The organism is Bradyrhizobium sp. B117 (assembly GCF_038969555.1).
Lineage (GTDB): Bacteria > Pseudomonadota > Alphaproteobacteria > Rhizobiales > Xanthobacteraceae > Bradyrhizobium.
The window spans coordinates 6,974,977-7,001,956 of the sequence record NZ_CP152414.1 but is presented as its reverse complement, the minus strand read 5'-3'; the positions used below and the strand labels follow the sequence as shown (position 1 = coordinate 7,001,956).

The following is a 26,980-nucleotide window of genomic DNA, read 5'->3' as shown; positions in this document are numbered from 1 at the left end:
AGGGGCATGGCCGAGGGCGCAGCCGAGGACGACAGAGCGGGGCAGGCGCAAGGCCAGCGTGATGGCCAGCGTGAAGGCCAGCGCCGTCTCGCCCAATGGGTCCGCGACTACAGCCATCTGCCCGGCATTCCCGACGAGTTTCTGGGGCCCGACGGCGCGCCCCGCTCGGTCTGGAGCCGCTTCTTCGACGCCTTCGGCGCGCTGGCGCCCGACGAGGCCGAGCGGCGCTTCGCCATGGCCGACCGTCACCTCCGCGAGGCCGGCGTCACCTACCGCGCGCCCGGCGACGGCGCCGACCGGCCGTGGTCGCTCAGCCATCTGCCGCTCCTGATCGACGAAGCCGACTGGCAGCAGCTCTCCGCCGGCATCACCCAGCGCGCCGAGCTTCTGGAGCTCGTGCTGCGCGACATCTATGGCGAGGGCCGGCTGGTCGCCGAAGGCGCACTGCCGGCGGCCGCGATCGCCGGCAGTCCCGAATATCTCCGCCCGGTCTGCGGCGTGCCGCCGCCCGGCGGGCGCTATCTCTCGCTCTATGCCGCCGATGTCGGCCGCGGCCCGGACGGCCGCTGGTGGGTGCTCGGCGACCGCACCCAGGCGCCGTCGGGCGCGGGCTATGCGCTGGAGAACCGCCTGGTGCAATCGCGCGCCTTCTCCGACCTCTACAAGTCGATGAACGTGCCGCGCGTCGCCCCGTTCTTCGAGGCGTTCCGCGACAGTCTTCGCGCGCGCGCCGATCGCGACGAGCCGCGCATCGGCGTGCTGACGCCGGGCAGCTTCAGCGAGACCTATTTCGAGCACGCCACGCTGGCGCGCTATCTCGGCTTCCTGCTGGTCGAAGGCGACGATCTCGCCGTCAGCGACAACCGCATCCACATCCGCACTGTGGCCGGGCTGAAGCGGCTCGACGTGCTGCTGCGCCGGGTCGATTCCAACTCGCTCGATCCGCTCGAGCTCGATGCATCCTCGCATCTCGGCGTGCCCGGCCTGATCGATGTGCTGCGCAAGGACGGCGTCGTCGTCGCCAACATGCCGGGCTCCGGCGTCCTCGAAGCGCGCGCGCTGCTCGGCTTCCTGCCGGCGCTGAGCCGCCGACTGCTCGGCGAAGAGCTGAAGATGCCGCACATCGCGACCTGGTGGTGCGGCCAGCGCAACGCGCGCGATGAGGTGCTGTCGCGGCTCGACGAGGTCGCGATCGAGGGCGCCTATCGCCGCGGCGTTCCCGGCTTCGAGAGCAAAGGTCCGGTGCTCGCGAGCGAGCTCGATGCATCTGGACGTCAGCGCCTGGTCGACGCCATCGGCGCGCGCGGCATGGACTATGTCGGCCAGGAGGTGGTGCGGCTCTCGACCATGCCGGTGTGGGAACAGGGCCAGCTCACGCCGCGCCCCTTCGTGCTGCGGGTGTTTGCGGCCGCAACCCCGGACGGCTGGGCCATCATGCCCGGCGGCTTCTGCCGGATCGCCGAGCAGGCCGATGCGCGCGCGGTGTCGATGGGCGACGGCGCGCGCGCGGCCGACGTCTGGGTGGTCTCCGAGAAGAAGGTCTCGACCGCGACGCTGCTGCCGGCGACCGACAAGGTCCGCATCCGCCGCATCGCCGGCGTGCTGCCGAGCCGCGCCGCCGACAATCTGTTCTGGCTCGGCCGCTATCTCGAACGCGCCGAGGCGACGCTGCGTCTCGTGCGCGCGCTGGGCTCGCCGAGCGGGCCCAACAAGGGCACCGCGGCCTCGCTGCAATCGGCCGACCGCATCCAGCGCCTGCTGGTGGCGTGGGGCGCGATCTCGCAGGCCTCGCGCGCGGCGCCGGGGCGCATCGTCGCCGAAGCGTTGCAGAGCGAGGCGCGTTTCGGCTCGGCGCTGTCGCTGGTGCGCGCGGCACAGCGCACCGCGACCTCCTTGCGCGAGCGATTGTCGCCCGATGCCTGGCAGGTCATCACCGAGATGGCCGAGCGCCTCGCTCTCGAGGTCGAGGACGACGACGACGTGCTGAGCGCGGCCGAGCTCACCTTGCAGGAGCTCGCGAGCTTTGCCGGCCTTGCGCAGGAGAACATGAACCGCGCTGCCGGCTGGCGATTCCTCGACATCGGCCGCCGCGCCGAGCGCGCCATCAACACCACGCGCTTTGCGCGTCAATTTGCATATGACGAGGCTGGCGACGAGGATCTCGACATCCTGCTGACGCTGGTGGATTCCCAGATCACCTACCGCTCGCGCTATCTGCTGACGCCGATCCTCGCGCCCGTGCGCGACCTCGCCGTGCTCGACACGTACAACCCGCGGTCGGTCGCGTTCCAGGTCGCGACCTTGAATGAGCATATCGCGGCACTGCCGAGCCTGAAGGAGCACGGCCTGATCGAGCAGCCGCAGCGGCTTGCGGTCGCCGTGCAGGCGATGCTCGCCACCGCGGAAGCCGAGAAGCTCGAGGTCAAGACGCTGTTCGGATTGGAGCAGGATCTGCTCAGCCTCGCCGAGGCGGTGGGCTTGCACTACTTCCCGCACGGCCCCAATGCCAGCCGGCCGGAAAAGCTGACGGGGCTGGCGTGATCTACGACATCCGTCACGTCACCACTTACGAATATGAAAGTCCGGTCAGCTTCGCCCGCTGCACGCTGCGGCTCGAGCCGAAGAGCGGTAGCGGCCAGGAGCTGATCTCGCATCGCGTCGAGATCCGTCCGCGCCCGGCCGAGCGTCACGTGCGGCGCGATTTCTTCGGCACGCTGACCGAGAGCATCGTGATCGAGGCCGCGCATCGAAACCTGCGGATCGATTCACGTTCGCGTGTCTCCGTTGAGCGGCAGCCGCCGGCGCGCGATGCGTCGAGCCCGCCCTGGGAGAGCGTTCGCGACATCGCGTTCGAAGCAACCAGCCTCGGACCGTCCTCGCCGGTCGGCTACGTCTTTGCAAGCCCGCTGGTGCCTGTTCTGCGTCCCGTCAGTGCCTATGCTGCAGAGAGTTTTGCGTCGGGCAGGGGTATCCTCGCCGGCGCGGTCGATCTCATGCACCGTATCCGCACCGAATTCCGCTACGATCCGAAGGCCACCGTGATCTCGACGCCGCTCAACGAGGTCTTCGACAAGCGCCACGGCGTCTGTCAGGATTTCGCTCATGTGATGATCGCAGGGCTGCGCGGGCTCGGTCTGCCTGCGGCCTATGTCAGCGGCTATTTGCGCACCATTCCGCCGCCGGGCCAGCCGCGCCTGCAAGGTGCCGATGCCACTCATGCCTGGGTGTCGCTGTGGTGCGGGGCGGAGCTCGGCTGGGTCGATTTCGATCCGACCAACGATCTCCTTGTCGCCAACGACCATATCGTGCTCGCGGTCGCCCGCGACTTCTCCGACGTCTCCCCGGTCGACGGCATCATCGTCGGTTCGCCGAAACAGAAGCTCGGCGTCGCCGTCGACGTGTTGCTGGTGGAGTGACGGCGCGCTCCGCCGTCCCGGCCGCGAAGACGATGCAGGCGCATGCGCCCAGCTGCGGTCCATTGCGCCAGCCTTGCGCCGACGTCCGATAAAGCGAATTTGATTTACGCGTCTCGGCCGGAGCCTTCCGACCGGTCGGCCCGGCTGCATCGCGCCGCGACTGCAACCACGATCTCGCGGGGCACAAGAGCAACTTAATTTACCGATTTGGGGCGCGGGATTTGGCCCCCCGGCCCAAGATGGGCTATGCTGGCTCTCGCGTTGAGGACAATAACGTCGGGAGCTGGCGTGGGACACCACCGACAAGCGGGGCTGCATCCATGTTGACGTTGCCGAGACTGGCGGCTGAATCCCTGGAGAAGTTGCTGGGCTCGTTCATGCGTCGCAGGTACGGCGAGGAGTCGGCGAACGTCATCGAGAGCGCCACCCGCACCACCATGGAATGCATCGGCAACAGCGATGCGCTCTACCACAACATCGAGCATACGATGCTGGTGACTTTGGCGGGCCATTCCATTCTCAGCGGGCGGTACCTTCACACTCACCTGGAGGCGGACGACTACGTTCATGTCCTGATTGCCTGCCTTGCGCACGACATCGGCTATGTCCGCGGCCTGTTTCCGGAGGATGACGAAGATGGTTTCATAATCGACGAAGCCGGGACTAAGGTGTCGCTGCCGCGCGGCGCTTCGGATGCCAGTCTGATGATGTATCACGTCGATCGCTCGCAACTGTTTGTGCGGCGGCGGCTGCCGCCGATCCGTGGCCTCGACTCTGAGCGCATTGTCCGTGCCATCGAGGGAACGCGCTTCCCGGCACGTGAGGGGCAGGAATATGACGACGAGGCCTCGATCCTGCGCGCCGCCGACTTCATCGGCCAGCTCGGCGATCCCAACTATCTGCGCAAGGCCAATGCGCTCTACTACGAGTTCGAGGAAGTCGGCATGAATCGCCAGCTCGGCTACGACTCGCCGGCCGACATCGTGAACCGCTATCCACAATTCTATTGGAATAGCGTCGCACCGCACATCCAGACCGAGATCGGCTATCTCAACAAGACCGAGATTGGCCGGCAGTGGATCGCCAACCTCTACAGCAACGTGTTCCGCGCCGAGCGCGACATCTCACTGTCCGGGCCGCAGAAGTAGCTCTCGTAGCCAGCATGGAGCGGAGCGGAATGCGGGGACGCCTGCATCCGCGAACCCCGGATTACGCTGCGCTCCATCCGGGCTACGAGGTCCCCCAATCCGTGAGCAAACCATGCAACAAAAAACCATCACCACGGACGTTCTCGACATCGCCTATCTCGATTACGGCGCTGAGGATGGCTGGCCCTGCATCATGGGCCACGGCTTTCCCTACGACGTGCACGCCTATGCCGAGACCGCGCCGCTCATCGCGGCAGCGGGCGCGCGGGTGCTGGTGCCCTGGCTGCGCGGCTATGGGCCGACGCGATTTCGCTCCGCGTCGACCTTGCGCTCCGGCGAGCAGGCCGCGCTCGGGGCCGATCTCCTCGCCTTCATGGACGCGCTCCGCATCGAGCGCGCGGTGGTCGGCGGCTACGACTGGGGCGGCCGCGCGGCCTGCGTGGTCTCGGCGCTGCATCCCGAGCGCGTCGTCGCGCTCGTCTCCGGCAATTCCTACAACATCCAGAACATCGCGCGGTCCATGGAGCCGGCCTCGCCGCCGGAGGAGGCGGCGTTCTGGTATCAATATCTCTTCCACAACGAGCGCGGCCGCCGTGCGCTGGATCGCAACCGGCGCGGCTTTGCGCGCCAGCTCTGGTCGATGTGGTCGCCGACATGGACCTTCGACGACGCGACGTTCGAGAGGAGCGCCGCGTCTTTCGACAATCCTGATTTCGTCGATGTCGTGATCCACTCCTACCGCCACCGCTACGCGTTGGTCGAGGGCGATCCGGCCTATGCGGGGATCGAGGCGAAGCTCGCCGCGCAGCCCCAGATCCGCGTTCCCACGATCGCGATCGACGGCGACAGCGACGGCGTCAATCCCGGCACCGCGCACCACGCGCGCAAGTTCGAAGCTTTCGTCGAGCGCCGCGTGTTCGCGGGCGCCGGTCACAACCTGCCGCAGGAGCGGCCGGCCGAATGGGCGCAGGCCGCGATCGACGCGCGCAAGGCGGCTGCGTCATAGACAGCCCAGCTCCTCATCCTGAGGAGCCCGCGCAGCGGGCGTCTCGAAGGATGAAGGCCACAGCCGGGCCTGCATGGTTCTCCCGGCGATGCGAAGCATCGTCCGGAGACGCGCCTGTGGCGCTCCTCACCATGAGGGTCTAAAGGGGGCGTGGCTCTGTTGAACCGCCATCCTTCGCGATTTTTCCCGATCCCGGGAACCTTTTCCAATCGCGGCCGTCCAAGCTGTGGGGCCGCTTTTGTCTGCGGCTCGTTGCAGGGGAGGTTTTGGATGAAGTTGCAAGCGCGCAAGCTGGAACGGGTCGCGGTGGCGCAGGCGCCGAGCGACCGGCCTGACAGGGCGGAGGTCGAGCAGGCGATCCGGACCATGATCCGCTGGGCCGGCGATGATCCCTCGCGCGACGGCCTGCGCGAGACGCCGGACCGCGTCGCGCGCGCCTTCGAGGAGTACTTTTCCGGCTATGCGCAGGATCCGACCGAAATCCTGCAAAAGACCTTCGAGGAGATCGAAGGCTATGACGAGATGATCGTGCTGCGCGGGGTTCGCTTCGAAAGCCATTGCGAGCACCACATGGCGCCGATCGTCGGCCGCGCCTGGGTCGCCTATATCCCGCAGGGCCGCGTCGTCGGCATCAGCAAGCTTGCGCGCGTCGTCGACATCTACGCCAAACGCCTCCAGATCCAGGAGAAGATGACCGCGCAGATCGCCAACACGATCAACGATGTGCTGCAGCCCGAAGGCGTCGGTGTCATCATCAAGGCGACGCATCACTGCATGACGACGCGCGGCGCGCACAAGCCCGGCACCGATCTCGTCACCAGCCGCATGTTAGGCGTGTTCCGCGACAATGCGCTGACCCGCCAGGAGCTGTTGGGGCTGGCAAATTCGGACGATTGATCCGCAAGGAGACGACGCCAAGGAGACGACCATGACCGAGGACAAGAAGCCGAGCGGACCCGACCTCACCAGCGGCGTGTCGCTGACCGAATTCAAGGACGGCAAATTGCTCGGCCATGTCGGCGAAGAGGATGTCCTCCTGGTGCAGGCCGGCAGCGAGATTTTTGCGATCGAGCCGTCTTGCAGCCACTATCACGGCCCGCTCGCGGAAGGCCTCGTGGTCGACGACACCATCCGCTGCCCCTGGCACCACGCCTGCTTCTCCTTGCGCACGGGCGAGACCACGCGCCCGCCGGCGCTGAATGCACTCGCGGTATGGGACGTCTTGCGCGATGGCGACAGGATCATCGTCAAGCGCAAGCGCGAGGCGCCGAAGCCATCAACGGCTCATCGCAACGCGCCGACGCCGGAAAGATTCGTTATCGTCGGCGGTGGTGCGGCGGGCTTTGCGGCGGCCGAGACACTCCGGCGCGAGGGTTTTGCCGGCGCCATCACCATGCTCAGCAATGACGGCGCGATGCCGGTCGACCGTCCCAATCTCTCCAAGGATTACCTCGCCGGCAATGCGCCGGAGGATTGGCTGCCGCTGCGGGGCGAGGACTATTATCAGGACGCCGGCATCGACCTCAGGCTGAACACTGACGTCTCGGCGATCGATCCGAAGGCGCGCAGCGTGACGCTCGGCAATGGCGACAAGCTCCCGTTCGACCGCCTCTTGCTCGCCACCGGCGCCGAGCCGGTCAAGCTCCAGATTCCAGGCGCGGACCAGCCGCATGTCCACACCCTGCGCTCCGTCGCCGACAGCCGTGCCATCATCAAGGCGGCCAGCAGCGCCAAGCGCGCGCTGGTGATCGGCGCCAGTTTTATCGGCCTCGAGGTCGCGGCATCACTGCGTGCGCGCAAGATCGAGGTGCATGTCGTCGCCCCCGAGGAGCGGCCGATGCAGAAGGTGCTCGGCCCCGAGATGGGCGACTTCGTCCGCTCGCTGCACGAGGAGAACGGCGTCAACTTTCACTTGAAAGACACGGTCGAGAAGCTCGACGGCACCCGCGCCACCCTGAAGAGCGGCGGGGTGATCGAGGCCGATCTCGTCGTGGTCGGCATCGGCGTCAAGCCGCGCCTGGCGCTGGCCGAGCAGGCGGGCCTTGCCGCCGATCGCGGCGTCAGCGTCAGCGAATTTTTGGAGACCAGCATCGCCGGCATCTTCGCGGCCGGCGACATCGCGCGTTGGCCCGATCCGCACTCGCGGCACACCATCCGCGTCGAGCACTGGGTGGTGGCGGAGCGCCAGGGCCAGACCGCGGCGCGCAACATGCTCGGCAGGCGCGAGCGCTTCGAGGCCGTGCCGTTCTTCTGGAGCCAGCATTACGACGTGCCGATCAACTATGTCGGCCACGCCGAGAGTTTTGACGACATCGCGATCGACGGCAGCATCTCCGGCAAGGACTGTCTGCTGAAGTACCGCAAGGGCGGCCGCGTGCTGGCGGTCGCTTCAATTTATCGCGACCTCGACAGCCTCAAGGCCGAGCTCGAGATGGAGCGCTCGCGCCCCTGACGCGCCGCATTTCTTGATTTGCGTCAATGTTGCTGTCGCTGAGGGCTGCTCTGATGCTGTCGCCCCGGCTCGGCTCGTGCTATCCTGGCGTGTGCCTCCGGGCTTGCATGCAGGAGTGGCCGCCATGACAAGTGCTTCGGATACGACTCATCCTTCAAGCCTCGGCTCGGGTATCACGGCGCTTCACGCCAAATGGGGCTGGATCGTCGCGCTCGGCGTCGTCTATCTCATCGCCGGCTTCATCGCGCTCGGCAGCATGGTGATGGCGACGGTGGCGAGCGTGATCGTGGTCGGCGCCATGATGATCGTCGCCGGCGCCACCGAGATCATCGGTGCGTTCCAGATGAAGAGCTGGGGCAAGTTCCTGATCTGGGCCTTGCTCGGCGTGCTCTACGTCATCGCCGGCTTCCTCACCTTCGAGAACCCGCTATTCGCGGCAGTCCTGCTGACGCTTTTCCTCGGCATATCGCTGATCGCCTCCGGCGCCGTCAGGCTGTTTCTCGCCTTCAGCATGAAGCGCGAAAGCCCGTGGGTGTGGGTGGCACTCTCGGCCGCCATCACGCTGCTGCTTGGTCTGCTGATCGTGGCGCGCTGGCCGGTGAACAGCGTCTACATCCTCGGCCTGTTCCTCGGCATCGACCTGATCATGGCGGGCGCGGGCTGGATCGGCCTCGGCTTGAGCCTGAAGCGGAGAGCATGATCCGGACCCGGACGGCCGCGTTGGCGCAAAGTGCGCGGCGGTTTTCCGAAAAGATCATGCTCAAGCAACAACCTGAGGCACTAGCTACCAGCAACTCGACGCAAGACCCTCTTGCGGAACTCCGCTGATCTGACGCGCTGACAAGAAGCAGCACGCCGCGTGTCGCCTCGCGCGGCGAAAATCATCGGGGAGAAACCATGAAAGCCGCTTGGGCCCTGGCCGCAGCGCTAGCTGCCGCCTGCCTGTCCACACCCGTGTTCGCGCAGAAATCCTACGGTCCTGGTGTCAGCGACACCGAGATCAAGATCGGCAACACCATGCCCTATAGCGGGCCGGCTTCGCCGCTCGGCATCACGGGCCGGGTGATCTCCGCCTATTTCGACGAGGTCAACGAGAAGGGCGGGGTCAACGGCCGCAAGCTCAACCTGATCTCGCTCGACGACGCATTCTCGCCGCCCAAGACCATGGAGGCCGCGCGGCGCCTCGTCGAAGGCGACGGGGTCGCCTTCATCTTCGCGACCATGGGCACCGCGCCGAGCTCGGCGATCGCGAAATATCTCAACAGCAACAAGGTGCCGCAGATCTTTTTGATCAGCTCGGCTTCGAAGTGGAACGATCCCGCCAACATGCCGTGGTCGATGGCGCTGCCCTGGGCGCCCAACTACACCAGCGAGGCTGCGATCGACGTCGCCTATGCCCGCGCCAAGAACCCGAATGCGCGCTTCGCCGTGCTCTACCAGAACGACGACGCCGGCAAGGAATATTTCCGCGGCGTCAAGGAGGCGCTCGGCGCCGACGCCGACAAGGCGATCGCGATGGCGTCGAGCTTCGAGGTCACCGATCCCACCGTCGATTCCCAGGTGCTGACGCTCGCCAACACCAAGGCCGACGTCTTCATGATCTATTCGGTGACACCGCGCGCCTGCGCCCAGGCGATTCGCAAGGCGCATGAGGTCGGCTGGCAGCCGACGCGCTTCCTTGCGAGCGGCTGCGCCAACAAGGCGACGGTGATGACGCCTGCCGGCCTCGATGCCGGCAAGGGCGTGCTGTCGCTCGGCTCGCTCAAGCCCTTCGTCGAGCAGCCGAAGGACGATCCGGCGATGACGGCCTATATCGAGTTCATGAAGAAGCGCCTGCCCAATGCCGACATCAACAACGTCGCCGGGCTCTACGGCTACACCGTCGCCGAGGCGCTGGTGGTGCTGCTGAAGCAATGCAAGGACAATCTGACGCGCGAGAACATCATGGCGCAGGCGGCCAACCTGAAGAACGTGCCGCTCTCGCTGCTGATGCCTGGCATCACCCTCAACACCACGCCGCAGGATTTCCGCCCGATTAAGGACGGCTACATGCTCCAGTTCGACGGCAACGACTGGGTCGTCGCGAGCGAGCTCTTGCGCGGGACGTGAAGCGGGGCAACGAGTGGGGTGAGCGGGCTCTCTCCACTCGTTCGGTGCCGTAGGGTGGGCAAAGGCGCACTTGCGCCGTGCCCACCACCTATCAATGATTCAAGAGACATGGTGGGCACGCTTCCGCCTTCGCTCTTCGAGCTACGGCGGACAGGTCGCTTTGTCCACCCTACGAGACTGACTAACGGCCGCAGAGGCGGTGCACCCTCTCCCCTTGTGGGAGAGGGTGGATCGCCGCGAAGCGGCGAGCCGGGTGAGGGGTCTCTCTCAGCGAGCTGACTCGCATTTGAATTTGCGGAGACAGACCCCTCATCCGGCGCTTCGCGCCACCTTCTCCCACAAGGGGAGAAGGGAACAGGAGACCACCATGGACTTTCAACACTCCGCCCGTTCGCTGGAGCTCCAGCAGCGCGTCCGCCGGTTCATGGCGACCCATGTCGAGCCGGTCGAGGAGCTCTATTACGAGCAGGTGAAGCCGGAGGCCGCGCGCTACAAGACGCCGCCTGTGCTTCAGGACCTGAAACGGCTGGCGCGGGAGCAGGGGCTCTGGAACCTGTTTCTGTCAGGCGAACACGGCCAAGACCCTAACAGCATGGGTCTCTCCAATCTCGACTATGCGCCGGTGAAGGAGATCATGGGCCGCATCCTCTGGGCGCCCGAAGTCTTCAACTGCTCGGCCCCCGATGTCGGCAACATGGAGGTGCTCGCAAACTACGGCACCAAGGCGCAGCAGGAGCGCTGGCTGAAGCCGCTCTTGGAAGGACGCATCCGTTCCGGCTTCTCGATGACAGAGCCGCAGGTCGCCTCCAGCGATGCCACCAACATCCAGTGCGAGATCAGACGCGACGGAGACGACTACGTCATCAACGGTCGCAAATGGTTCACCTCGGGTGCGATGAACGAGGATTGCGAGATCCTGATCGTGATGGGCAAGACCGCGCCCGATGATCCCGACCGCCATCGCCAGCAATCCATGATCCTGGTGCCGAAGGCGACGCCCGGCGTGCGCATCATTCGCGACATGCTCGCCTACGGCTACGACGACGCCCCGGTCGGCCATCCCGAGATCGTCTATGAGAATGTCCGCGTGCCCGCCGAGAACATGCTGCTCGGCGAGGGCCGTGGCTTCGAGATCGCGCAGGGGCGGCTCGGCCCCGGCCGCATCCATCACTGCATGCGGCTGATCGGCTGCGCCCAGCGCGCGCTGGAATTGATGTGCCAGCGGTCGGTCTCCCGCGTTGCTTTCGGCAAGCCGCTGGCCGAGCAGGGCTCGGTGCGCGAGGACATCGCGCACTCCTTCTGCGAGATCGCGCAGGCGCGCCTGCTCACGCTGCAGGCCGCCGACAAGATGGACCGCGAGGGCAACAAGGCCGCGCGCGATCTGATCGCCGCGGCCAAGATCGTGGTGCCCAGCATGGCCGCGCGCGTCATCGACCGCGCCATCCAGATCCACGGCGCCGCCGGGGTCTCGCAGGATACGTTCCTCGCGCGTGCTTACGTCTACGCCCGCTTCATCCGCATCGGCGACGGGCCGGATCAGGTGCACCTTGCCGCGGTCGGCAAGGAGCTGATCAAGCGCGGCGGGGTGATGAGGTAGGCCGCTAGCCGCCGGCCGAGACGGATGCGCAGTCGGGCACCGCAGGATCGCCGGCGCAACGTTGTTGTTATATGTTATGTTTTTATGTTATCGGCGAGAATGAGAAGGCCGCCGGTGCCCTGCCTCCGGTAATGACACGGGCATTATTCGAGGCTATCGCAGCATTGTTTCAGATCATTGTAGCACAATAGTAACGACTACTGTTGAGAGTGGCGCTGAGCGCGCTCTACGGCAGGTTCACGCAGGTGAAGAGAATAGACTGCTCCCGCCCGCGGAGAGCGCTTCTGCCGGCCTCACGAGAGGCGGCCGCGCCCCGGGTCTGTCAGGAAGCAATTTCAGCATGAAGCACCGTTGGATGATCGTGGCCGCGATCCTGCTGACGGCCTTGCTTGTTCAGATGCCCGTCGTTCTCAACGCGGATCTGGGCTGCCTGCTGACCGGAGGCGAGAAGGTCCTGGACGGCGGCAAGCTCGGGGTCAACGTCTTCGAGGTGAATCCGCCGCTCTCGGTCTACCTCTACATGCCCGCGTTGATGCTGGCGCGTGCGACCGGCCTTGCGCCCGAGATCTTCGTGATCATCCTGGTGATGATCGAGATCGTCGGCGCGCTCGTCGTGATCGACCGCGCTGCCGTGACGGCAGGGCTGGAGGCTGGCGAGAGAAGTCTTGCGACGTGCCTGCTCGCCTTCCTGTTCGCAATCCTTCCCAGCGCCGTGTTCGGACAGCGCGAGCACATCGCCGTCATTGCACTGACCCCTTTCGTCGCGATTACCGCGATCCGCTGGCGCGGCCTTGGCCCCGGACCGGTTGCGGTCGTGGCGGGGCTGGGGGCCGGGCTCGCCATGAGCATCAAGCCGCATCTCGCGCTCGTGGCAGGCGTTCCGATCATCCTTGCCGCCTTGCGCCAGCGCTCGCTCAGGCCCTTGTTCACCGCTGAAGCGTGCGCAGCCGCAGCCGTCGTCATCTGCTACGGCGCGGTGCTCGCTCTCGCCTTTCCCGAGTATCTGTTCACCTATGCTCCGATGGTCGCGGCCACCTATGTGCCGTTGAGGATGAATCTGGGCGATCTGCTTTACTTTCCGGCCATCGTGATTTTCGCCTCCATCGCGTTTCTGCGCCTGGTCGCTCCGCAACACTTCAAGCTGGACGGCGAGGCAACCCCGTGGCTCGCCGCAGCCGTTGGCGGCGCCGCGAGCTTCGTTCTGCAAGGCAAGGGCTGGACCTACACGGCATTCGCGCTTTGCATGTTTGCGATCGCCGCGCCGTTGCTGCATGTTCGCGCGAGGACGTTGCGCCTGCCGGTCATGATCGGCGGCCTCGCTGCCATCGTGTTCATCGGCTTCTGCCTGTCCGTGCCGGTCCGGCACTTTCCTCCGTTGGAGGAGCGTATCGCGGGCCTCGTCAAAAACCCGCGGCTGATCACGATCACCGATCACATCGCTCTGGGGCATCCGCTCGTCCGCAAGATCAAGGGGACCTGGGCGGGCAATGCCTGTGTGCAAATGCTGGCGGCCGGCGCGATGATGCAGCAGAGAAACCCGCAGCTCAGTCAGAGCGAGCGGGCAAAGCTGGACGGCATCATCGATTTCGAACGGCGGCAACTGTTGGCTGACCTGCGAAGCGGCCGCCCCGACGTGATTCTGGTGGATACCTACATGCTGAGCTCGGTTCCGTTCGATTGGCTGGCCTGGGCCAGTTCGGATCCCGAGCTCAAGCTCGAGTTGAGCCACTATCGTGAGGTCGAGGATATCGGCCGCGTTCGGATCTTCGTCGATCAAAAAGCGATTTCGGAACGATAGTCCCACCATGCGCGATCCGGTTCCGACCCGGCGCGACATTTTGTCGATGCCAGTCCGTCATCATCTATTCAAAATTCGCGGCTAACCTTTGCATCGACGATCGGTTCGCCGGATGTACGTGGGCTAGATCGCAAGCCTCGGTCCCCATGCCGAGGCTTTTCGTTGTCGAGGCCTGCGCCACGGGAATGGCTGCGCAGGCCGCGAGACCCACCCATCATTCGTTGATCTGGATCAAGCAGGACACGGCGCCGCGTGGCGCGATAGGGCCCGTACGGTTTCGTCTGCATCTCACTGGAGCCGCACAATGTGGGTCCTGATGTACGTCTTCTCCTATTCGGTCAGTCCGGCCGCAACGAACGACAAGGCGGAATGGCGGCTGCTGCCGACCGTCGTGTTTCAGGAGTTCTCGAACGAAGAGCGATGCAGGGCGGCAAAGACGACGCTCGAGTCCAGCCTGAGCCACGCAGGCGAGAGGCTGAAGAGTGGCCTAGAAGATTTGAAGAGCCTGGGAAAGGCCGACCCCAGCCAGATCATCATCGCCTACAATGTGGAATGTCTGCCGAAATAGGCGCAACGGCGGACTAACCCGGCCTATCGAAGCGGCGCATTGTCCGAACGGTCCATTCTGGCACAAACTGCATAATTTGCCCGGCTTAACCCATGTTAGTCTTGGGCATGGGCAACGAGCTTCTCCTGCGCGTCATCGCCATTGCGGCCGGTGCTTTCACTGTGGCCGTCGTCTCTGCGCTCATCTTCAATCATTGATCTACCTCAAGCCGTGCGTGTCGCCCGGGCGTTTCATGCTGAGCGCAGGAGATCCGGACGGAGTACAACGATGCGGCCGTGGGCAATGCATTCGCTGGCTTGGGGGTTGACCGCGATCGGCCTGATCGTCCTCGCTTCCATGATGCTCTAGGGCTGCCACCGGCGCGCAAGCTCCTTACGCGCGCGATGGACCAGCGCCGCGCGATCAAGACGTTGCTGACGGTGTGACGGCGGAGCAACGCCGTCTATCGGGAGCGGCTTTGCAGGCTCCCGATCAGCTGCCCAACGAGCTCATCGATCTTGCCCAGCGCCGTTGGCGCATCGAGATACTCGATGTCATCCACGTCCCAGTACTCGACACGATGGGCGACGCCGGCAAAGCGGCGCTCGATCATCGGGCGATGCTCGGCATCCTTCAGCGCAATCACAAGCGCCGCGTCCGCGAAGTCGCTGGTCGTGCACAGCGCCGGATTCCGCGCAGCGCCATCAGGCGCGATGCCCTTCGCCTGCAGGGCGTCCAGCGTATGAATCGAGATGGGGCCCACGTTTTCCGGCGAAAGTGCTTCGGCGACGCCGCGCGAGAAGGAAAGCCAATCCAGTCCTTCGCGCCTGGCGCGGTGGTTGAAGATCTCTTCGGCATAACGGCTGCGGTAGTAATTGCCGGTGCAGAGAAACAGCACGCGATTGTTCTTGTTCATTGAGTTGTGCTTTCGGCGATGATCGTCTTTTGCCGTTTGCGGCAGCCTGCGTGACTAGCCCGTATAGTACGTCGCCAGATAGAAGTTTCGATGAAGTGCTGGACATTCGACCTGACGCACTCTTCGAGGGGGAATGCATATCCAGCGCTGGAGTGATGGGATGAGGAATGGAAGCATCGCGCGGCTACGGGCAGGATCGGCATACTGACATCATGCCAGTGTTTTGCCCGACGTGTCAAAAGGAATTCGTAAAATCCGCACAACCGCTGCGCGGGGCAGCGAAGCCGTTGATAAGGCTCACCCCGGCTACTGTGCATGGGGTTGTTTTCGATATTTTGTTGGAGCGGGCGGAACCGCTGTCATCCCGCCTTGTCATCCCGCTTTGGCGATGCGGCTGTCGGCCGCTCCCGAGCGCAGGTTCTGGAAGAACGTCTCCACCTCGCGCGACAGCGTTGCGGCCGTTGCGGTGAGGCTGCTCGCGGCGGTCAGCACGGAGGATGCCGCCGTGTCGGTCTCGCCGATGGCGTCGCGCAGCGAGGTGATGTTGGCGACCAGCGTCTCGTTGCCCTGCGCCGCGCTTTGCGCGTTGGACGAGATCTCGCGCGTGGCCTGGTCCTGCTGGCCGATGGCGCCGGCGATCGCCGAGGTGACCTCGTTGATCTCGCGCACCGCGCCGCCGATCTCGCGCACCGCGTCGACCGCGTTGCGGGTGGAGCTCTGGATCATCGAGACGTTCTCGCCGATCTCGGCGGTGGCCTTGGCGGTCTGGCCCGCCAGCGCCTTCACCTCGTGGGCGACCACGGCAAAGCCGCGGCCGGCATCGCCAGCGCGGGCGGCTTCGATGGTGGCATTGAGCGCGAGCAGGTTGGTCTGCTCGGCGATCGCCTGGATGAGATTGAGCACGCCGTCGATGCGCTGGGTGGCGGCAGCTAGGCTCTCGATCTCGGCGATCGATTTCTCGGTGCGCTGGCCGGTCTGCTCGACGGCGCTCGCGGACTGCCGCACCTGACGACCGATCTCCTCCACCGACGCCGACAGCTCCTCGGCCGCGCCCGCCACCGCGGTGACGTTGTTTGAAGCCTGCTCGGTGGCGCTGGCCGCCGTGCCGGCGCGGCCGCTGGCGTTCGCCGTGGCGCGCGTGATGGTCTGCGCGGTCTCGCGCATGACGGTGGCGTTGTCGCTGAGGCCGCGCATGATCGCTCCGATCGCCTCGCGGAACGCCTCGACGGATGTCTCGATGTGGCGGGCACGCTCCTCGCGCGTCGCGGAGTCCTGCGAGACCTGCGAGGCCAGATTGCGGTTGCGGTCCATGGCCTCCTGGAAGACCTGGATCGCGCGGGCCAGCGCCCCGATCTCGTCGGCGCGCTCGGTGTGCGGCACCGTGACATCCTCGGCGCCGTCGGCAACCTGCTTGATGGTCGCGGTGATGGCCGAGAGCGGCCGCGCGATCGAGCGGGCGATGATGACGATGCCGATCACGACCAGCACCAGCGCCACGCCGCCCAGGCAGGTCAGGACGAAGGACAGGGTGCGGTTGGTCTCGGTCTCGTGCGCGATCTGCTTGGCGCGCTCGGCATAGACCTTGGAGAGCGCCTCGAGATCCTTGTTCAACGCCGAGCGCACGGCGCGGTTGGCGTCGTTGTCGCCCCATTCGCGGCCGGCGGCTGCATTGATCTCGACGCCGCGGCGCACCAGCTCCTTGCGGAACTCGACGAACTGCTCGATGCGCTTCTTGAAGGTGGCGAACTGCTCGGCATCGTCCGCCTTGACGATGGTCTCCCAGCGCTTGACGACCTCGAGGATCTGCGCGTTGAACTTGAGCAGGCCATCGCCGTATTTCTTCACGACGGCAGGCTCGGTCGACATGTAGACGCCGCGCGACTCCATCACGACCGCGTAGACCAGCGAATTGACCCGCTCGACGTTCAGCGCGGCGGCGTTCGCGGTCTCGATCGCGCTGGTTAGCTCGGCGCTGCGGCGGCTGTTGTAGTCGGACAGCATCGCGATCGCCGCCGTCAGCAGGGCAAACAGCGCGAAGATCGCATAGAGCTTGGCGGTCAGCGTGAAACGGCCTGCCAGCCCGGCGGCATTCCCAGATCGGTCTGATGTCATGGTGCGGAGCCCGAATGGCCGGGAGCGGCCGGAGAGTGCGGTCGTCTAGAATTGATGCAAAACTATGCAGAACGAAGGTGGATGCAGCGTTAACATGCGCCGTCGCCCCCTTCGCCCTTAGTCGAAAGAAAGGTAAGATATTTCAGCGTCTTGATCAGAAGGTATAGTTTCAGGATAGTCCCTGGAGTCGGCCGCTGGCCGACGAGTCCCGGAGAGGCCCTTGGTCTACCGCCACACCATCGATGCCACGACCTATACTTTCCCCGATCTGCGCGACCTGCTCGCCAAGGCAACCCCGCCGCGCTCCGGCGACCGGTTGGCCGGGATCGCCGCCGCCAGCGCCGAGCAGATGATCGCGGCACGGATGGCGCTGGCCGACGTCCCGCTCGGGCAGTTCTTGCAGGAAGCGGTCATCCCCTATGAGGCCGACGAGGTCACCCGCCTCGTCATCGACAGCCACGACGCAAAAGCGTTTGCGCAGGTCTCCTCGCTCACGGTCGGCGCCTTCCGCGACTGGCTGCTTTCGGATGCCGCGACGCCCGAGGTCCTGCGCAAGCTGGCGGGCGGCATCACCCCGGAAATGGCGGCTGCGGTCTCAAAACTGATGCGCAACCAGGACCTGATCCTGGCGGCACGGAAATGCGAGGTCACCACCGCCTTCCGCAACACCATCGGCCTCAAGGGCCGAATCAGCACGCGGCTTCAGCCCAACCATCCGTTCGACGATGCGAGGGGCATCACCGCCTCGATCCTCGACGGCATTTTGCTGGGGGCCGGCGATGCCTGCATCGGCATCAATCCGGCCAGCGACGATCCTGCCGTGATCGCGCAATTGCTCCGGCTGCTTGATGAGATCATCGCGCGGCTGAAGATCCCGACGCAAGGCTGCGTGCTCACCCATGTCACGACGACGCTGTCGCTGATCGGGCAGGGCGTGCCTGTCGACCTCGTCTTCCAGTCGGTCGCGGGCACCGAGGCCGCCAACCGCAGCTTTGGCATCGACCTCGCCTTGCTGAAGGAGGCGCGAGAAGCCGGGCTGTCGCAGCGGCGCGGCACGGTCGGCGAGAACGTGATGTATTTCGAGACGGGCCAAGGCTCGGCGCTGTCGGCCAACGCCCATCACGGCGTCGACCAGCAGACCTGCGAGGCGCGCGCCTATGCGGTCGCCCGCGCCTTCGCGCCATTGCTGGTCAACAGCGTGGTCGGCTTCATCGGCCCGGAATATCTCTATGACGGCAAGGAGATCATCCGCGCCGGGCTGGAGGATCATTTTTGCGGCAAGCTGCTCGGCCTGCCGCTCGGCATCGACATCTGCTACACCAACCATGCCGAGGCGGACCAGGACGACATGGACAATCTGCTGACGCTGCTCGCGGCGGCCGGCGTCACCTTCATCATGGGCGTCCCCGGCGCCGACGACGTCATGCTGAATTACCAGTCCACGTCTTTTCACGACGCGCTCTATGTCCGCGACGTCTTCGGATTGCGCCGTGCCCCGGAATTCGACGACTGGCTGGTGCAGTCAGGCATTGCAGGCGCCGATTTCCGCCTTGCCGGCGATGCAGGCCTGCTGCCCGATTTTGCCTCGCGGCTGATCGCATGAGGGCGCTGAAGCGCCCAGATCCCCGAGAGGAAACCATTGGCAGGCTTTGCGAATTAAGATGCTGCCACAATATTGAGAAATTCCGGCGGCAGCGTTACGCTATGTGTCTGCTGGCAATTTCCGCACCATCTGTCGAGCGTGGCTGGGGGAGCTTTGATGCGAGTTGAAAGCAACGGTACGGCCCGGCGGATTCTCTGCGTGTTTCCGCGATACACCTCGTCGTTCGGGACGTTCGAGCACTCCTATCCCTTGACCGACGGCGTCCGCGCCTTCATGCCGCCGCAGGGCCTGCTGCTGATCTCCGCCTATCTGCCTGAGGACTGGCAGGTCAAATTCGTCGACGAGAATCTCCGCCGCACCACGAAGGACGAGTTCGAATGGGCGGAAGCCGTCTTCGTCAGCGGCATGCACATCCAGCGCCAGCAGATGAACGACATCTGCCGCCGCGCCCATGAGTTCGATCTGCCGGTCGCGCTCGGTGGTCCCTCCGTCAGCGCCTGCCCGGATGATTATCCGTCGTTCGACTATCTCCATGTCGGCGAACTTGGCGACGCCACCAACCAGCTGATCGAGATTCTTTCGCGCGACACCTCGCGTCCCGACGAACAGGTGGTGCTGACCACCAAAGACCGCGTGCCGATGACGGAGTTTCCGATCCCGGCCTATGAGCTCGCCGATGTGAAGAAATACTTCCTCGGCAGCATCCAGTATTCCAGCGGCTGTCCCTATCAGTGCGAGTTCTGCGACATCCCCGGCCTCTACGGCCGCAACCCGCGCATCAAGACGCCGGAGCAGATCATCGCCGAGCTAGACCGCCTGCGCGAATGCGGCATGACCGACACGGTCTATTTCGTCGACGACAATTTCATCGGCAACCGCAAGGCGGCGATGGACCTGCTGCCGCATCTGATCGAATGGCAGAAGAAGACCGGCTACGTGGTGCGTCTCGCCTGCGAGGCCACGCTCAACATCGCCAAGCGGCCCGAGATCCTCGAGAAGATGCGCGAGGCCTATTTCATCACCATCTTCTGCGGCATCGAGACGCCCGATCCCGACGCGCTGAAGGCGATGCACAAGGACCACAACATGATGGTCCCGATCCTCGAGGGTGTGCGCACCATCAACTCCTACGGCATGGAGGTGGTGTCCGGCATCATCATGGGCCTGGACACGGACAAGCCGAATACATCCGAAGCGCTGCTCGCCTTCGTCGAGGAATCGCGCATTCCGCTGCTCACCATCAACCTGCTTCAGGCGCTGCCGAAGACGCCGCTGTGGGACCGGCTGGAGCGGGAAGGGCGCCTGATCGACGATGACGGGCGCGACTCCAACGTCGACTTCCTGCTGCCTTATGACGACGTCGTCGCGTCCTGGAAGCACGCCATGGCCGTCGCCTACGAGCCCGAGAAGGTCTACGCGCGCTTCCAGTATCAGTGTGATCACGTCTATCCCCACCGCCTCAAGATACCGGTGCCGGACGAGATGAAGACCTGGCCGAACATCCGGCGCGGTCTCGTCATGATGCGCAACATCTTCTGGAAAGTCGGCGTGCTCGGCAACTACAGGCGCGTGTTCTGGAAGTTCGCGCTAGGCCGCATCAAGCGCGGCGATCTCGAAGGCCTGATCGGCTGCACCCTGATCGCGCACCATCTCATCACCTTCGCGCGCGCGGCCTCCAGCGGCCAGCAGAATGCGTCGAACTATTCGCTGCGGCTGCGCGAGGCTGCCGTTCCCGCAGAATGATGCGACATGTCTGATCCGGCCGTTCCGCGCCGTCCGACCCTTGATCTCAGGTCGCTCACACCCGCGCGCGTTGCGCTCGGCCGCAGCGGCGCGAGCGTGCCGACCAAGCCCCTACTCGATTTCACGCTGGATCATGCCCGCGCGCGCGACGCCGTGCATGCGGTGTTCGATGCGCCGCGGCTCGCTGCCGATCTCCGCGCGCTCGGCCTCGTCGTCACCGAGGCGAGCAGCCAGGCGGTCGATCGCAGGGACTATCTGCGCCGGCCGGATCTCGGACGACAGCTCGATGCCGGCTCGGCTGAGCTACTGGCACGAAGTGCTTCCACGCCGTGCCCGCTCGCGATCGTCATTGGCGATGGCCTGTCGGCAGCGGCGGTCCACGCCCATGCGGCGGCGCTGGTGGCCAGCCTGCAGCCGTTGCTTGCGGAAGGGGATGTCGCGATCGGCCGTTTGGTCGTCGCCTCAGGCGCGCGCGTGGCGCTTGGCGACGAGATCGGCGCGATTCTCGGTGCGGGCATGGTCGTGATGCTCATCGGCGAGCGGCCCGGCCTGTCGGCGCCCGACAGCCTCGGCGCCTATCTGACCTTCGCGCCGAAGCCCGGCCGCAGCGATGCCGAGCGCAATTGCGTCTCGAACATCCACAAGGCCGGGTTGGGCTATGACGAGGCCGCCTTCAAGATCGCCTGGCTGGTCCGCGAGGGGCTGGCCCGGGAGGTCACCGGGGTGGCGCTGAAGGACGAGAGCGCCGACCGCGCGCCGCGTCGAATCGGTACGGCGCGGCCCGAATGACGGGCATTCCGGCAAAATCGCCGCATCTTGATCGATTCGGCCGCCCTCCGCCTGCTTGCGAAAAGGCCTTTTGACCTGCTAAACCGCTGCCGGCGATTTTCCGCGCAATTTCAAAGGGCAAGCCTCCCATTGGTATGGCATTTTCAAGCCGTTCGCGGGACGCCATAAGCCAACAGCTTGAGCCGATTTAGGAACTGGATAAGGCATGCTCGAAAAGCACAGCGAGAGTGAGGTTCATGTCGACAAGGTCGAGCAGGGACCTGCGTCCTCGATCGCCTTTGGGCTCGAACGCATCGGCCTGATCGCGGTCCGAGCGCCGATCGTCTCCTGCATCATCCTGCTCGCGCTGATCGTCGGCGCCGTGTTCGGCATCCACCGGATCAAGATCGACGATTCGCTGTCGCAGCTGTTCCGCTCCGACACCCGCGAATTCAGGCAGTATGAAGAGGTGACCAAGAAGTTCCCGGCCGAGGAATTCGACGTCCTCGTCGTGGTCGAGGGCAAGAATCTCCTGGCGCGGAACAACCTCGAGAAGCTGCGCGACTTCATCACCGACATGCAGCTGGTCGAAGGCACCCGCGGCCTCGTCTCGCTGTTCTCGGCGCGCCAGGCACCGGCGCCGGGCAAGCTGCCGGCGGCGCTGTTCCCGCCCGAGCTGCCCGAGGGCGCGGCCTATGACAAGTTCATCGAGACCGTCAAGAACAACGAGATCATCCGCGGCAAGCTGCTCTCGGAGGACGGCACACTGGCGCTGATCGTGCTCTCGCTCGATCCGGAGGTGGTCGCCTCCAGCAAGCTGACCAAGACCGTCGGCGACATCCGCGCGCTGATGAAGGAGGATCTCGGCGATACCGGGCTGAACGTGCAGCTCTCCGGCGTGCCGGTGATGCAGCTCGAGATCCGCAACGCGGTCGAGCGCGACGGGCTGACCTACAACATCCTCGGCATTCTCGCCGGCTGCGTCATCGCCATCATCTTCTTCCGCAAGATCTCCTTCATGATCGCGGCGGCGTTCCCGCCGATGATCGCGATCCTGCTGGCACTCGGCGCGCTCGGCTGGGCCAATTTCAATCTCAACATGTTCCTGAACGTGATGACGCCGCTCATCATGGTGATCAGCTTCTCGGACTCGATGCAGCTCACCTTCGCCGCGCGCGACCGGCTGATCGCAGGGCAGGACAAGTTCACCGCATTCAAGAACGCGGTGCTGGTGGTGGGGCCAGCCTGCGTGCTGACGCACGGCACCGCAGGCATTTCCTTCATCGCGCTCCAGTTCTCCGACTCCGACCTGATCCGCAAGTTCGGCGAGGCGGGCCTTGCCGCCACCATCATCGCGCTGGTCGCGGTGCTGTCGCTGGTGCCGGTGTTCGGCGTGCTGTTCGTGCGCAACGAGAAGGTCTTCGCGGTCAAGTTCCAGGGCGCCGATGCCGGCGTGCAGGCGCTGCGCAATTTCTGCTACTGGATCGCGGTGCGCATGGTCGGCCGGCCCGGCCTGTTCAGCCTGATCGCGGTGCTGTTCGTCGGCGGCCTCGGCGTCATCTACGCCAATCTGGAGCCGCGCTATCGGCTCGCCGACCAGGTCCCGGACAAGCGCCAGGCGGTCGCCGCCAGCGACCGGCTCGACGCCAAGCTGACCGGCGCCAACCCGGTCAACGTGCTGATCCAGTTCCCCAAGGGTGAGACGCTGTATTCGCCGGAGACGCTCCAGACCATCGCGGACGTGCACGCGACGGTGGAGAAGGCGGCCGGGGTCGGCAACGTCTGGTCGCTCGAGACCCTGCGCCGCTGGCTCGCGGAAAAGGCCGGCAGCGCCGACGTCGCGACGTTGAAGGAATATGTCAGCGTCATCCCCGAGCATCTGGTGCGGCGTTTCATCGACGCCGAGCAGGATGCCGTCGTGGTCGCGGGCCGCGTGCCGGACAAGGATTCCAGCCAGCTGCTGCCGATCGTCGACAAGCTCGATACCGAGCTCGACGCCGTTCGCAAGAAGCATCCCGGCTATGAGATCGCGGTGACCGGTCTTGCCGCGATTGCCGCGCGCAACTCCGCCAGCATGATCGAGAAGCTGAACCGCGGCCTCACGGTTGAATTCGCGCTGGTCGCGCTCTTCATCGGCCTTGCCTTCCGCTCATGGGTCGTGATGTTCGCCTGCATCCTGCCGGGCATCTTCCCCGTCGTGATGTCGGGAACGGTGCTGTGGGCGATGGGCGAGGGATTGCAATTTGCCAGCGTCGTCGCGCTCACCGTCTCGTTCGGTCTCGGCCTCAGTGCCACCATCCACTTCCTTAATCGCCTCCGCCTGGAGAGTAAGCCCGGCGTCGGCTCGGCGCTCGCGGTGGAGCGGGCGACCGTGCTGGTGGGACCTGCGCTGATCCTGACCACGGTGGTGCTGGCCTGCGGCCTCGTCGTCACCGTGTTCTCCGACCTGCCGTCGCTGCGGCTGTTCGGCTGGCTCAGTGCCTTCTCGATGGTCATGGCGCTCGTCGCCGACCTCTTCATCCTCAGGCCGACGGCGATGTGGCTGATCAACCTGCACGCCAGGCTTCAGGGCCCCGACAAGCCGGCGATCTGAGCGGCTTCATCCACCGGACATGGAATCGGCGCAGTCTGAACGACTGCGCCGATTTTCGTTCCGAGGATAGCTCATGCGGCCGATACGGCACGACAGTTCCATCGTGGAGTTTCAGCGGAAGCGGAGCGGTGATTCCGCCGCCTTTCTCGTCCCGTTCCTGACGTCGGGCATGATCCTGCTCGATGCCGGCTGTGGGCCCGGGACCATCACGGCGGCGCTCGCGGGCGTCGTCGCAAAGGCAGTCGGCGTCGACATCGAGCCGAATGCGATCGTTGCCGCCAATCGGCTGGCAGCAGCGGAAGGCTTGACCAATCTGGCCTTTGTCGAAGCCGACATCACCGCGCTTCCCTTCGAGAACGAGTCGTTCGATGCGGTGTTCTTTCATGCGGTGCTCTACCATCAGAGCCATGCGGTGCTGGCGCGAGCGCTGGCAGAAGCCCGGCGGTTGCTGAAGCCCGGTGGCCTCATCGCGACGCGTGACGCCGATATCGGCGGCAACGTCCTTCATCCTGACATCGATGGCGTGCGCCTCGCGCTCGATCTCTGGCAGCGCTGGTACGAGCACGGTGATCCGGACGCGCTTCGCTTCGGCCGGCGGCAGGGTTCGATTCTTCGCGCTCACGGTTTTACGCCGGTCTGGGCCGGTGCGAGCTATGTCAATCATAGCGCCGATGCCGTGAGCCGCAGCGAGGCCGTCGCCGATGCGCGGCGGAGCTTGCTCGGTCTCGGGCCGCAGCTTGTCGGGAAGGGGCTCGCCACGGATGTTGAAATTCAGGCTGCGCTGACCGGATGGGACGCCTGGGGGCGCGATCCGGACGCTGTCTATTTCAGATGCCGGTGCGAATGCGTCGCGCGCAAGGACTGACCCGGCGGCGTGCGGCGCTCACGTCTCGATGCGGACGATCCCGTACGGATTGAACTTGAAATCGTCTTCCGCGTAGTCCTGCTCCCGCGAGAGCGTGAGCTTGCGGTCGCGCAGCGTCGCCTCGATGCCGTGCTCCGCCATCGCGTTGGCGATTTCCTCCATCAGCATCACCGCGGACCACTCGTTGCCGCGCGATTTTGCGACATAGACCTCCGGCAGGCCGACGAGGTGATAGCCGACGGTCTCGAAATAGCGATCGCCGCCGAGCGGGCGCTTGGCGAAGGCAAGGCGACAGGCCTTGGCGAGGGCGAGCGTCATGCCAAGGCCCTGGCTGATCTTTGCGCCCGTGCGTGCCTGATCAGCGAGGCTGCGCCACCGCGCAAGCCCATGGGCGACGCCGGCGCTTTCGCCCTTCACGGCGGTGGCGCCGGCCTCGATCATTTCCTCGACGATACGCAAGGCTGCCGCCGAATAGGCGACCGCCTTCTGCTGCTCCAGCGGCGGGCTCAGCACGTAGAGAACCGCCTTGTGGCTCGCCACGGCGGCTTCGTCGGCCGCCGACCATGCTTTCGGGAAGACGCGGTCCCAGCACACGCCGAACGATCGCTCCATATGCGGATCGGGTTTGGCTTGCGAATAGGTGCGGTCGATCTCGAAGTTGAAATCGGCGATCGTACTGGCCACCGCCTTCGGTGGATGCAGCAGGTTCTCGTCCTTGCCGAGAAAGCAGAGCACGCAACGCGGCTTCACCGAGGATGGCTGCATGTTCGTTCCCTGTCGATTTGGCGGTTGATCGTCGGCGAAGGCGCGGCTGGCCACGAAGAGCCCGGCGGCCTTGAGAAGATGTCTGCGGATTAGGTCCATTTCAGCAATCCGGCCACGTTCATGTCAGCAAAAAGCCCCCGGCTCGCGAGAACCGGGGGCGTGTTCCTTCCAACGCGAGAAGGGCAATCAGCCCTTCGTCATCGTGATGTTGACGCCGCGGATCTCACCCTTGGAGGAGATCTGGACCGTCTGCTTGGTCCCGTTGGTGCGCAGCGACAAATTGGCGGCAAAGCCGTTGGCCTCGACGAACACGTCGATCTGGCCGCCGCCGGCGGTGCCTTGCAGATTGCCGAAGATGTTGCGGTTGGACTCGCTCCAATTGCCGGAAATCCGCTCGCCCTGGCTCGTGACATCGCTGGTCAGGTCGAACTTGTAGCTGTCGGAGGCGCAGTGCAGCGCCTGCTTGAGCGCGAGGCCGCTGCCGGCGACCTTGTAGTCGGCCTTGCAGCGGATGCGCTCGGTGGAGCCGTCTGACAGCGACACCGTGCCGGTGCCGGTCCACGCGCCGTCGAAACCGGCAAAGGGTCCGGACGACTGAGCATGGCTTGCCGTAACTGAGAAGAGCAGCGCAGCCCCGATGCCGGCCGCCTTGATTGCCAGTCCAGATCGCCCAAAGAATTTCATCTCAAATATCCCGTTTTGGAACGACGTTCGCTTATGATGAAGAACGTCTCGCCACATCGAAAGTTTAGTGCCTTGAGCCTGTCTCAGGTTCAAATCCCGGCCGCCAGAGATGGCGGTTCACGACGGCTCGCGCCGCCCCGATATCGCGATTCCCCGTATTTCCGCATGTTTTTGGGCGAAACAGCCGGGCGGAGAGATGCAGGTGTGCAACAGGTGCCAAGCAAAACGCGACGTGCCAGAATTATGACGTAGTATCAACCTGTTACATCTGCCAATGAAAGCGTAGGGAAGACCTGATTTGGGAGGCGCGGCGCCAATTTGGCCGCATTTGCCAGTGCTTGTGCCTTCTCCGAGGCCGCTGCTTCCGCGGCGACTTGCCATCAGAACAATCCGTTCCCGTCTCCGCGCTGTGCTGTCCGGGATCGGTGCGATTCTGCCGTCAGAATGAAGGAATACAATGCGTAAGCTTCTCGTCGCTCTCACCCTGGTGTCCGCATCTCTTTCGACGGCAGCATTCGCCCAGCAGCAAGGTGGGCGCGGCACGGACGCCGAGCAGAAGGCCTGCACGCGCGACGTGCAGAAGTTCTGCCGTCCGGTCATCGACCAGGGCGATTTCACCATCCTGGCCTGCCTCAAGGAGAACCGGGCCAAGATCTCGCAGGCCTGCGACCAGGTCCTGAAGAACCACAACCAGTAAGCTCGGCCACTGGCCCACAAAGGCGGCCCTGGAGCCGCCTTTTCGGGCGGATCTGGAAGGGCTGCCATCGAGAGACAGGATTGGTTTTGCGGCCGTATTCCCCTATATGGGGGCCGCGGCGGCATCGCCGGCATGAGCCCGCGCGAGCGAAAAACCCCTTC

Annotated in this window: 21 protein-coding genes; 17 read left to right on the top strand and 4 right to left on the bottom strand. The window is 65.0% G+C overall.

What is annotated here, in order from left to right; genetic code table 11:
- Positions 1-6: 6 nt before the first annotated feature.
- From AAFG16_RS33970 to AAFG16_RS33920, 11 genes are all read left to right on the top strand, one after another.
- Positions 7-2,541 (top strand): circularly permuted type 2 ATP-grasp protein, encoded by a 2,535-nt coding sequence (locus AAFG16_RS33970; protein WP_342732326.1) that lies wholly within the window; start codon positions 7-9, stop codon positions 2,539-2,541.
- Positions 2,538-3,416, top strand: coding sequence for a transglutaminase family protein (locus AAFG16_RS33965; protein ID WP_342732323.1), 879 nt, complete (start codon positions 2,538-2,540; stop codon positions 3,414-3,416). Before AAFG16_RS33970 ends, AAFG16_RS33965 begins: the two co-directional genes overlap by 4 nt.
- Positions 3,417-3,736: 320 nt before the next feature.
- The gene (locus AAFG16_RS33960) at positions 3,737-4,564 is read left to right on the top strand and encodes a metal-dependent phosphohydrolase (protein ID WP_283080807.1); all 828 of its coding nucleotides are present in this window, start codon (positions 3,737-3,739) and stop codon (positions 4,562-4,564) included.
- Positions 4,565-4,676: 112 nt separating this feature from the next.
- Positions 4,677-5,570 carry an alpha/beta hydrolase gene (locus AAFG16_RS33955; protein ID WP_342732321.1) on the top strand — a complete coding sequence of 298 codons (894 nt, stop codon included), beginning with the start codon at positions 4,677-4,679 and terminating at the stop codon, positions 5,568-5,570.
- Positions 5,571-5,840: 270 nt separating this feature from the next.
- Positions 5,841-6,467: a GTP cyclohydrolase I FolE gene (gene folE, locus AAFG16_RS33950; protein ID WP_283080805.1), complete on the top strand. Its 627-nt coding sequence runs from the start codon at positions 5,841-5,843 to the stop codon at positions 6,465-6,467.
- A 31-nt stretch (positions 6,468-6,498) separates the two neighbouring features.
- On the top strand, positions 6,499-8,022 hold the full coding sequence (locus AAFG16_RS33945; RefSeq protein WP_342732319.1) for an FAD-dependent oxidoreductase: 1,524 nt from the start codon (positions 6,499-6,501) through the stop codon (positions 8,020-8,022).
- A 124-nt stretch (positions 8,023-8,146) separates the two neighbouring features.
- Positions 8,147-8,722, top strand: coding sequence for an HdeD family acid-resistance protein (locus tag AAFG16_RS33940; protein ID WP_283080803.1), 576 nt, complete (start codon positions 8,147-8,149; stop codon positions 8,720-8,722).
- Between the two features lie 197 nt (positions 8,723-8,919).
- Positions 8,920-10,131, top strand: a complete 1,212-nt coding sequence (locus AAFG16_RS33935) for an ABC transporter substrate-binding protein (RefSeq protein ID WP_283080802.1) — start codon at positions 8,920-8,922, stop codon at positions 10,129-10,131.
- Between the two features lie 367 nt (positions 10,132-10,498).
- Positions 10,499-11,728 (top strand): acyl-CoA dehydrogenase family protein, encoded by a 1,230-nt coding sequence (locus AAFG16_RS33930; RefSeq protein WP_342732316.1) that lies wholly within the window; start codon positions 10,499-10,501, stop codon positions 11,726-11,728.
- Between the two features lie 340 nt (positions 11,729-12,068).
- Positions 12,069-13,526 carry a hypothetical protein gene (locus AAFG16_RS33925; RefSeq protein ID WP_342732314.1) on the top strand — a complete coding sequence of 486 codons (1,458 nt, stop codon included), beginning with the start codon at positions 12,069-12,071 and terminating at the stop codon, positions 13,524-13,526.
- Between the two features lie 304 nt (positions 13,527-13,830).
- On the top strand, positions 13,831-14,094 hold the full coding sequence (locus AAFG16_RS33920) for a hypothetical protein (RefSeq protein WP_342732312.1): 264 nt from the start codon (positions 13,831-13,833) through the stop codon (positions 14,092-14,094).
- A gap of 442 nt (positions 14,095-14,536) precedes the next feature.
- Here AAFG16_RS33920 and AAFG16_RS33915 read toward each other — a convergent pair whose 3' ends face one another.
- Entirely contained in the window at positions 14,537-14,971 is a 435-nt protein-coding gene (locus AAFG16_RS33915; RefSeq protein ID WP_283080799.1) for a low molecular weight phosphatase family protein, read from the bottom strand.
- A 390-nt stretch (positions 14,972-15,361) separates the two neighbouring features.
- Positions 15,362-17,101 (bottom strand): HAMP domain-containing methyl-accepting chemotaxis protein, encoded by a 1,740-nt coding sequence (locus tag AAFG16_RS33910; protein WP_342732310.1) that lies wholly within the window; start codon positions 17,099-17,101, stop codon positions 15,362-15,364.
- 220 nt (positions 17,102-17,321) lie between these two features.
- Between AAFG16_RS33910 and AAFG16_RS33905 the strand changes: the two genes are divergently transcribed.
- The 5 genes from AAFG16_RS33905 (at position 17,322) to AAFG16_RS33885 (ending at position 24,673) form a co-directional block, all read left to right on the top strand.
- On the top strand, positions 17,322-18,704 hold the full coding sequence (locus tag AAFG16_RS33905) for an ethanolamine ammonia-lyase subunit EutB (protein WP_342732307.1): 1,383 nt from the start codon (positions 17,322-17,324) through the stop codon (positions 18,702-18,704).
- Between the two features lie 156 nt (positions 18,705-18,860).
- On the top strand, positions 18,861-20,447 hold the full coding sequence (locus AAFG16_RS33900) for a B12-binding domain-containing radical SAM protein (RefSeq protein ID WP_342732305.1): 1,587 nt from the start codon (positions 18,861-18,863) through the stop codon (positions 20,445-20,447).
- Positions 20,448-20,453: 6 nt separating this feature from the next.
- Positions 20,454-21,236 (top strand): ethanolamine ammonia-lyase subunit EutC, encoded by a 783-nt coding sequence (eutC, locus tag AAFG16_RS33895; protein WP_342732303.1) that lies wholly within the window; start codon positions 20,454-20,456, stop codon positions 21,234-21,236.
- Between the two features lie 205 nt (positions 21,237-21,441).
- On the top strand, positions 21,442-23,808 hold the full coding sequence (locus tag AAFG16_RS33890) for an MMPL family transporter (protein ID WP_342732301.1): 2,367 nt from the start codon (positions 21,442-21,444) through the stop codon (positions 23,806-23,808).
- 73 nt (positions 23,809-23,881) lie between these two features.
- Positions 23,882-24,673, top strand: coding sequence for a class I SAM-dependent methyltransferase (locus tag AAFG16_RS33885; protein WP_342732299.1), 792 nt, complete (start codon positions 23,882-23,884; stop codon positions 24,671-24,673).
- A gap of 18 nt (positions 24,674-24,691) precedes the next feature.
- Here the strand turns inward: AAFG16_RS33885 and AAFG16_RS33880 are convergent, their stop codons facing one another.
- Together AAFG16_RS33880 and AAFG16_RS33875 are read right to left on the bottom strand one after the other, a co-directional pair.
- Entirely contained in the window at positions 24,692-25,537 is an 846-nt protein-coding gene (locus AAFG16_RS33880; protein ID WP_342732297.1) for a hypothetical protein, read from the bottom strand.
- An 87-nt stretch (positions 25,538-25,624) separates the two neighbouring features.
- Positions 25,625-26,122 (bottom strand): hypothetical protein, encoded by a 498-nt coding sequence (locus AAFG16_RS33875; RefSeq protein ID WP_027558690.1) that lies wholly within the window; start codon positions 26,120-26,122, stop codon positions 25,625-25,627.
- 457 nt (positions 26,123-26,579) lie between these two features.
- Here AAFG16_RS33875 and AAFG16_RS33870 point away from each other — a divergent pair, with 457 nt between their 5' ends.
- A complete protein-coding gene (locus tag AAFG16_RS33870; RefSeq protein ID WP_027558691.1) occupies positions 26,580-26,819 on the top strand; it encodes a hypothetical protein in 240 nt (79 codons plus the stop codon).
- Positions 26,820-26,980: the final 161 nt, after the last annotated feature.